This is a genomic window from Actinomadura sp. BRA 177 (assembly GCF_013372625.1).
Lineage (GTDB): Bacteria > Actinomycetota > Actinomycetes > Streptosporangiales > Streptosporangiaceae > Spirillospora.
Genome location: NZ_JABXFD010000333.1, coordinates 21,558 through 27,948 on the forward strand (window position 1 = coordinate 21,558; position 6,391 = coordinate 27,948).

Annotated in this window: 5 protein-coding genes; 3 read left to right on the forward strand and 2 right to left on the reverse strand. The window is 70.3% G+C overall.

Annotated features, from left to right (window positions below):
• The first annotated feature begins 3 nt into the window (after positions 1–3).
• Positions 4–744 carry an ABC transporter ATP-binding protein gene (locus tag HUX53_RS17550; protein WP_176404285.1) on the forward strand — a complete coding sequence of 247 codons (741 nt, stop codon included), beginning with the start codon at positions 4–6 and terminating at the stop codon, positions 742–744.
• The gene (locus HUX53_RS17555; RefSeq protein WP_176404279.1) at positions 734–1,507 is read left to right on the forward strand and encodes an ABC transporter ATP-binding protein; all 774 of its coding nucleotides are present in this window, start codon (positions 734–736) and stop codon (positions 1,505–1,507) included. Before HUX53_RS17550 ends, HUX53_RS17555 begins: the two co-directional genes overlap by 11 nt.
• Before the next feature lie 69 nt (positions 1,508–1,576).
• On the opposite strand, the gene HUX53_RS17560 is transcribed toward HUX53_RS17555, so the two are convergent.
• Positions 1,577–2,125, reverse strand: coding sequence for a DUF4352 domain-containing protein (locus HUX53_RS17560; RefSeq protein ID WP_176404280.1), 549 nt, complete (start codon positions 2,123–2,125; stop codon positions 1,577–1,579).
• A gap of 300 nt (positions 2,126–2,425) precedes the next feature.
• Positions 2,426–2,782 (reverse strand): PaaI family thioesterase, encoded by a 357-nt coding sequence (locus HUX53_RS17565; protein ID WP_255205356.1) that lies wholly within the window; start codon positions 2,780–2,782, stop codon positions 2,426–2,428.
• A 138-nt stretch (positions 2,783–2,920) separates the two neighbouring features.
• Here HUX53_RS17565 and polA point away from each other — a divergent pair, with 138 nt between their 5' ends.
• Positions 2,921–5,611, forward strand: a complete 2,691-nt coding sequence (gene polA / locus HUX53_RS17570) for a DNA polymerase I (protein ID WP_176404281.1) — start codon at positions 2,921–2,923, stop codon at positions 5,609–5,611.
• The last annotated feature ends 780 nt before the right edge of the window (positions 5,612–6,391 follow it).

Genomic DNA, 6,391 nt, shown 5'->3' on the forward strand with positions numbered 1-6,391 from the left:
GTGATGCGGTTCGGCGGCGTCGTGGCGCTGAACAAGGTGCAGATCACCATCCGCGAGGGTGAGATCTTCGCGCTGATCGGCCCGAACGGCGCCGGGAAGACGACGGTGTTCAACGTGACCACCGGCGTCTACAAGCCGACCGAGGGCCAGGTCGTGTTCGACGGCAAGCGCATCGACGGCAAGAAGCGCTTCGTGGTGACGAAGCTGGGCATCGCCCGGACGTTCCAGAACGTGCGGCTGTTCCACAACATGACCGCGCTGGAGAACGTCCTGGTGGGCGCGGACGCGCACCACCGGACGGGCCTGGCCGGCGCGGCGCTCGGGCTGCCGTGGTTCCATCGCGAGGAGCGGCGGGGCCGGGAACTGGCCCGGGAGCTGCTGGAGCTGGTCGGGATCCCGCACCGGGCCGAGGAGGCCGCGAAGAACCTGCCGTACGGCGACCAGCGGCGGCTGGAGATCGCCCGCGCGCTGGCGACGAAGCCGAAGCTGCTGCTGCTGGACGAGCCGGCGGCGGGCATGAACCCGGCGGAGAAGGTCGCGCTGCAGGACCTGATCCGCAGGATCCGCGACACCGGGGTGACGGTCCTGCTCATCGAGCACGACATGAGCCTGGTGATGGGAATCAGCGACCGGGTCGCGGTGCTGGACTTCGGGCAGAAGATCGCCGACGGCCTGCCGGCCGAGGTGCAGAACGACCCGCGGGTGATCGAGGCGTATCTGGGGGCTCCGGCCGATGCTTCTTGAGATCGAGGACATTCACGTCCACTACGGAAAGATCGCGGCGCTCAAGGGCATCTCGGTGTCCGTGGACGAGGGCGAGATCGTGACGCTGATCGGCGCGAACGGCGCCGGGAAGACGACGACGCTCAAGACGATCTCGGGGCTGCGCGGCCTGACGTCCGGCGCGATCCGGTTCGACGGCGCGGACATCAGCAAGATGCCGGGCCACAAGCGGGTGACCGCCGGGATCGGGCAGGCACCGGAGGGGCGCGGCATCTTCCCCGGGATGACCGTCGAGGACAACCTCCTCATGGGCGCCTACGCCCGCCGCGACGATTCGTCCAAGGAGCTGGCGGAGGCCTACGAGCTGTTCCCGCGGCTGGCCGAGCGCAAGTCCCAGATGGGCGGCACGATGTCCGGCGGCGAGCAGCAGATGCTCGCGATCGGGCGGGCGCTGATGGCCAAGCCGAAGGTCCTGCTGCTGGACGAGCCGTCCATGGGCCTCGCGCCGATGCTGGTGCAGCAGATCTTCTCGATCATCGAGGAGATCAACCGGCGCGGCACGACGGTGCTGCTGGTGGAGCAGAACGCCCAGCAGGCCCTGCAGATCGCGCACCGCGCGTACGTGCTGGAGACGGGCCGCGTGGTGAAGTCGGCTCCGGCGGGCGAGCTGCTCGACGACCCGCAGGTCCGCGCCGCCTACCTGGGCGGCGGGACGGGCGGCGACCTGGGCGAGGCGGCCGTGCCGGACGCAGAGCCCGCCGACGATGCCGAGGAGGCGAAGTAGCGTTCTGCGGTGCGCGCCCGCCGGGCCCGGTTCGTCCGGGCGCGGCGGGCGCAGCCGTGTCCGGCGGGGTCAGCGGAGCGTGATCTCGGCGGGCGCGGGGTCGCTCAGGGAGCCGACCGGCGGGGAGCCGTAGAGCCGGACGGCCTTGGTCCTGGCGCCGCGCGGCAGGTCGAACCAGAGGTCGAACTCGACGCGCATGGACGATCCGACGGAGATCCGCTCGGGCTGCCGTTTGATCATGGTGGCGTTGACGTCGGGGGAGTGGGCGCGGCCGTCGGCGGTGACGAGGCGCTGCTTCCAGGTGTCGAAGACCTGGATGTCGCGGCCGGTGTTGACGGCGAGGATCCGGACGCGGGTGAAGGCGCCCTTGGCGTCCATCGCGGCGTGGGTGCCCATGACGTCGGTCATGGCGTGGCTGAGGCCGATCACGGTGAAGCGCATGTCGGCGCTCTGCCCGGTCTTGCCCTGCAGGACGGTCTCGCCGTCGCGCGCCCGCTCGGCGGGGATCTTGTAGGCGGGGAGCGAGCGGTCGTCTCCGGAGCCGGAGCAGCCCGCCAGCGCGAGGGCGGCGAGGATGAGGGCGGCGGCGGGGCGGGTGCGCGTGTCACGGTGGCGCATGGTCCGGAACGTACGGCCGATCGGGGACGGGATGAACCCGGCGATCCCGTTTCGCAACCCAACCGCAACCGGTGACGGACCTATGCCGGTGTCGGGTGAGGCGGCGCACCGTCCCCGGACATGCGTTGACCCGGGATCACCTTTGGGGCCGTACGAACCTTCCCCGGGCGCGTACGTTGTCTACTCGGTGATCCCGGGCCGTTCCGATCCACGCTACAGACCCCGGGCCGCGCATCGCAAAGAAAGCCGGGATCGCACCGGCTCGGTTGCGGGACGCCGGGCCGATCGCGGGGCGCCGGGTCAGTTGCCGGGGGGAGCGTCCCGCAGCATGCAGGTGAGCCGCGCGGTGCAGACCCGGCGGCCGTCCTCGTCGGTGATCACGATGTCGTAGGTGGCGAGGGTGCGGCCGCCGTGCGTGCGGGTCGCCACGCCCGTCACGTACCCGTCGGTCGCGGCGCGGTGGTGGGTGGCGTTGACCTCGATGCCGACGGCGACGCGCCCCGGGCCGGCGTGCAGCGCCGACCCGGCGGAGCCGAGCGTCTCGGCGAGGACGACGGAGGCGCCGCCGTGCAGCAGCCCGTACGGCTGGGTGTTGCCCTTGACCGGCATGCGGCCCACCACGCGCTCGGCCGAGACCTCCAGGTACTCGACCCCCATGGACTTGGCCAGGTCCCCGCGGCCGTCGAACACCCCGCCGGAATTGATCTCCGCCGCCACTTCCTGCGGGGACATCCCGCCGGTGTCAGTCACTTACGCCTCCACAAAACTGTCGTACGCGCAGACTAGAGTCCTGGTGTGGCGACGACAGCAGCGACCCCTGACAAGCGTGACCGGCTCCTCCTGCTCGACGGGCATTCCCTGGCCTACCGGGCGTTCTTCGCGTTGCCGGTGGAGAACTTCTCCACCACCGACGGGCAGCCGACCAACGCCGTGTACGGCTTCACCTCGATGCTCATCAACGTGCTGCGCGACGAGCAGCCGACCCACATCGCGGTGGCGTTCGACCGGTCCGAGCCCACGTTCCGGCACGAGCAGTACGTGGAGTACAAGGCGGGGCGGCAGAAGACCCCCGACGAGTTCCGCAGCCAGGTCAGCCTGATCTTCGAGGTGCTGGACGCGCTGCGCATCCCGCGCATGTCGGTCGCCGGCTTCGAGGCCGACGACATCATCGCCACGCTGTCCGTCCAGGCCACCGCCGCCGGGCTCGACACGCTGATCGTCACCGGCGACCGGGACGCGTTCCAGCTCGTCGACGAGCACGTCACGATCCTGTACCCGGTGCGCGGCGTGTCCGAGCTCGCCCGGATGGACCCGGCCGCCGTCGAGGCCAAGTACGGCGTCCCGCCCGAGCGGTACCGGGAGCTGGCCGCGCTGGTGGGGGAGAGCAGCGACAACCTGCCGGGCGTGCCCGGCGTCGGCCCGAAGACCGCCGCGAAATGGCTCACCAAGTACGGCGACCTCGACACGCTCGTCGCCCGCGTCGACGAGATCAAGGGCAAGGCCGGCGACAACCTGCGCGAGCACCTCGCCGGGGTGCTGCGCAACCAGCAGCTCAACAAGCTCGACACCGGGGTCGGCCTGGAGCTCACGCCGCCGCAGCTGTCGATGGGCCAGTGGGACCGCGACGAGATCCACACCCTGTTCGACTCGCTGCAGTTCCGCGTCCTGCGCGAGCGCCTGTACGCGTCGCTGTCGGCGGCCGAGCCGGAGGCCGACGAGGGCTTCGAGGTCGACCTTGACACGCTCGAACCCGGCGCGCTCGGCGCCTGGCTGGACGCCAACGCCGGCGACCGGCTCGGCGTCGCCGTCACCGGCACCTGGGGGCGCGGCACCGGCGAGATCACCGCGCTGGCCCTCGCGTCCAAGGAGGGGCCCGCCGTCCACCTCGACCCCGTCGAGCTGATCGAGGACGACGAGCGCGCTCTCGCCGCCTACTTCGCCGACCCGGCGCGTCCCAAGGCCGTCCACGAGGCCAAGGGCCCGATGCTGGCCCTCGCCGCGCGCGGCATGCGGCTGGAGGGCGTCACCAGCGACACCGCGCTCGCCGCCTACCTCGCGCTCCCCGGGCAGCGGACGTTCGACCTCGCCGACCTCGTCCTGCGCTACCTGCACCGCGAGCTGCGCAGCGAGACCGAGGACTCCGGCCAGCTGACCCTGGACGGCTCCGGCGAGGAGGAGGCGGCCGAGGCCCTCGCCGTCCGCGCCCGCGCCGTCACCGAACTCGCCGACATCCTCGACCAGGACCTGGAGAAGCGCGGCGCCACACGCCTCCTCCACGAGGTCGAACTGCCCCTGGTCGGCGTCCTGGCCGACATGGAACGCGCGGGCATCGCCGTGGACGCCGACCACCTGGCGCACCTGTCGGCCTCCCTCGGCGGCCAGGTCAAGGAGCAGGAGCAGCAGGCCCACAACGCGGTCGGCCGCGAGTTCAACCTGGGATCGCCCAAGCAGGTCCAGCAGGTCCTGTTCGACGAGCTGAACCTCCCCAAGACCAAGCGCACCAAAACGGGCTACACCACCGACTCCGAGGCCCTCACGACCCTCCTGGAGAAGGACGGCCACCCCGTCTTGGAGCACATCCTGCGCTGGCGCGAGGTCGCCAAGCTCAAGAGCATCGTCGACTCCCTCATCCCGATGCTCGACGACGCCGGCCGCATCCACACCACGTTCAACCAGATGATCGCCGCGACCGGCCGGCTCTCCTCCACCGACCCGAACCTGCAGAACATCCCGATCCGCACCGCCGAAGGCCGGCAGATCCGCGAGGCGTTCGTCGTCGGCGGCGGCTACGAGTCCCTCCTCACCGCCGACTACTCCCAGATCGAGCTGCGCATCATGGCGCACCTCTCCGAGGACGAGGCCCTCCTGGAGGCGTTCGGCTCCGGCGCCGACTTCCACACCATCACCGCGTCCCGCGTCTTCGGCCTCCCCCCGGACCAGATCGACTCCGAGCTCCGCGCCCGCATCAAGGCCATGAACTACGGCCTCGCCTACGGCCTGTCCGCCTACGGCCTCTCCCAGCAGCTGCGGATCTCCCCCGACGAGGCGCGCGGCCTCATGGAGGAGTACTTCGAGCAGTTCGGCGGCGTCCGCGACTACCTGCGCGACATCGTCGGCAAGGCCCGCCAGGACGGCTACACCCAGACCATCCTCGGCCGCCGCCGCTACCTGCCCGACCTCACCTCCGACAACCGCCAGCGCCGCGAGATGGCCGAGCGGATGGCCCTCAACGCCCCCATCCAGGGCTCCGCCGCCGACATCATCAAGGTCGCCAGCCTCAACGTCGACCGCGCCCTCCGCGCCGCCGGCCTCACCTCCCGCATGCTCCTCCAGGTCCACGACGAACTCGTCTTCGAAGTGGCCCCCGGCGAGCTGGACACCCTGAAAACCCTGGTCAGCACAGAAATGGCCGGCGCCTACGAACTACGCGCCCCCCTGAGCGTCTCCATGGGCACCGGAAGAACCTGGCAAGACGCGGCGCATTAATTGTGCTTTTCTCCTCCTTCGGGCCCTAGAGGGCCCTCCATCGTCGAAAAACACGTGCGATCGCTGCTGTGCTCATTGCAGTGCCCTCCTCCTTCGGGCGCTGAGCGCCCTCCATCGTCGGGAACTGCGTGCGATCGCTGCATCGCATCCGACTCGCCTAGCGGCTCGCTGCGCGATCAGGTTCTCGCAAGCTCGAACCTGCCTCCGGTCGCGATCGCGACTCCTGGCGTCCTCGCGTGGCTGGGGGCGCGGGCTGAGGTGGTCGTGTGCGGTCTGCCTCTGGGGCTGGGCGTTCGTGTGGTGTCTCGCTGTGTGAGCGGGTCCCGCTTCAGCGGCACTTGACCAGGCGTCGTGATCGCGATGCTTGAGGCTGGGGCGTGGGCTGAGGTGGTCGTGTGCGGTGCTTCTGGGGCTGAGCGTTCGTGTGGTGTCTTGTTGTGTGAGCGTGTTCGCTCCGCAGCATCTGGCAAGGGGGCGCGATCACGATGCTCGTTGTTTCGCGTCCGGGAGCGGATTCGTCGGTGGTGGGAGTGAGGGGGGTGCTGGGGTTGGGCTAGGGACGGCAATGGACATTTTGGGGGATGCGGACGGGGGACGGGTGGTGTGCGGGGATCTTGTGGGTAGGCGGTAGGTGTCCTAGATGTCCGGGGGGGTCGTACGCTGTCCCCCTGGTCCTGTTCGGGTCTACCGGCGGGGGTATCGTGCCGCTCCTTCACAAGATCGCTGGAGTTGTGGTCGTGTGCGGTGCTCCTGGGGCTGACGCTGCCGGGCGCCCTGGTC

Excerpts from the sequence above, each read along its gene's own strand:
- HUX53_RS17550 (WP_176404285.1), top strand. The coding sequence starts at position 4 with ATGCGGTTCGGCGGCGTCGTGGCGCTGAACAAGGTGCAGATCACCATC.
- HUX53_RS17555 (WP_176404279.1), top strand. The coding sequence starts at position 734 with ATGCTTCTTGAGATCGAGGACATTCACGTCCACTACGGAAAGATCGCG.
- HUX53_RS17565 (WP_255205356.1), bottom strand. The coding sequence starts at position 2,782 with ATGGGGGTCGAGTACCTGGAGGTCTCGGCCGAGCGCGTGGTGGGCCGC.
- HUX53_RS17560 (WP_176404280.1), bottom strand. The coding sequence starts at position 2,125 with ATGCGCCACCGTGACACGCGCACCCGCCCCGCCGCCGCCCTCATCCTC.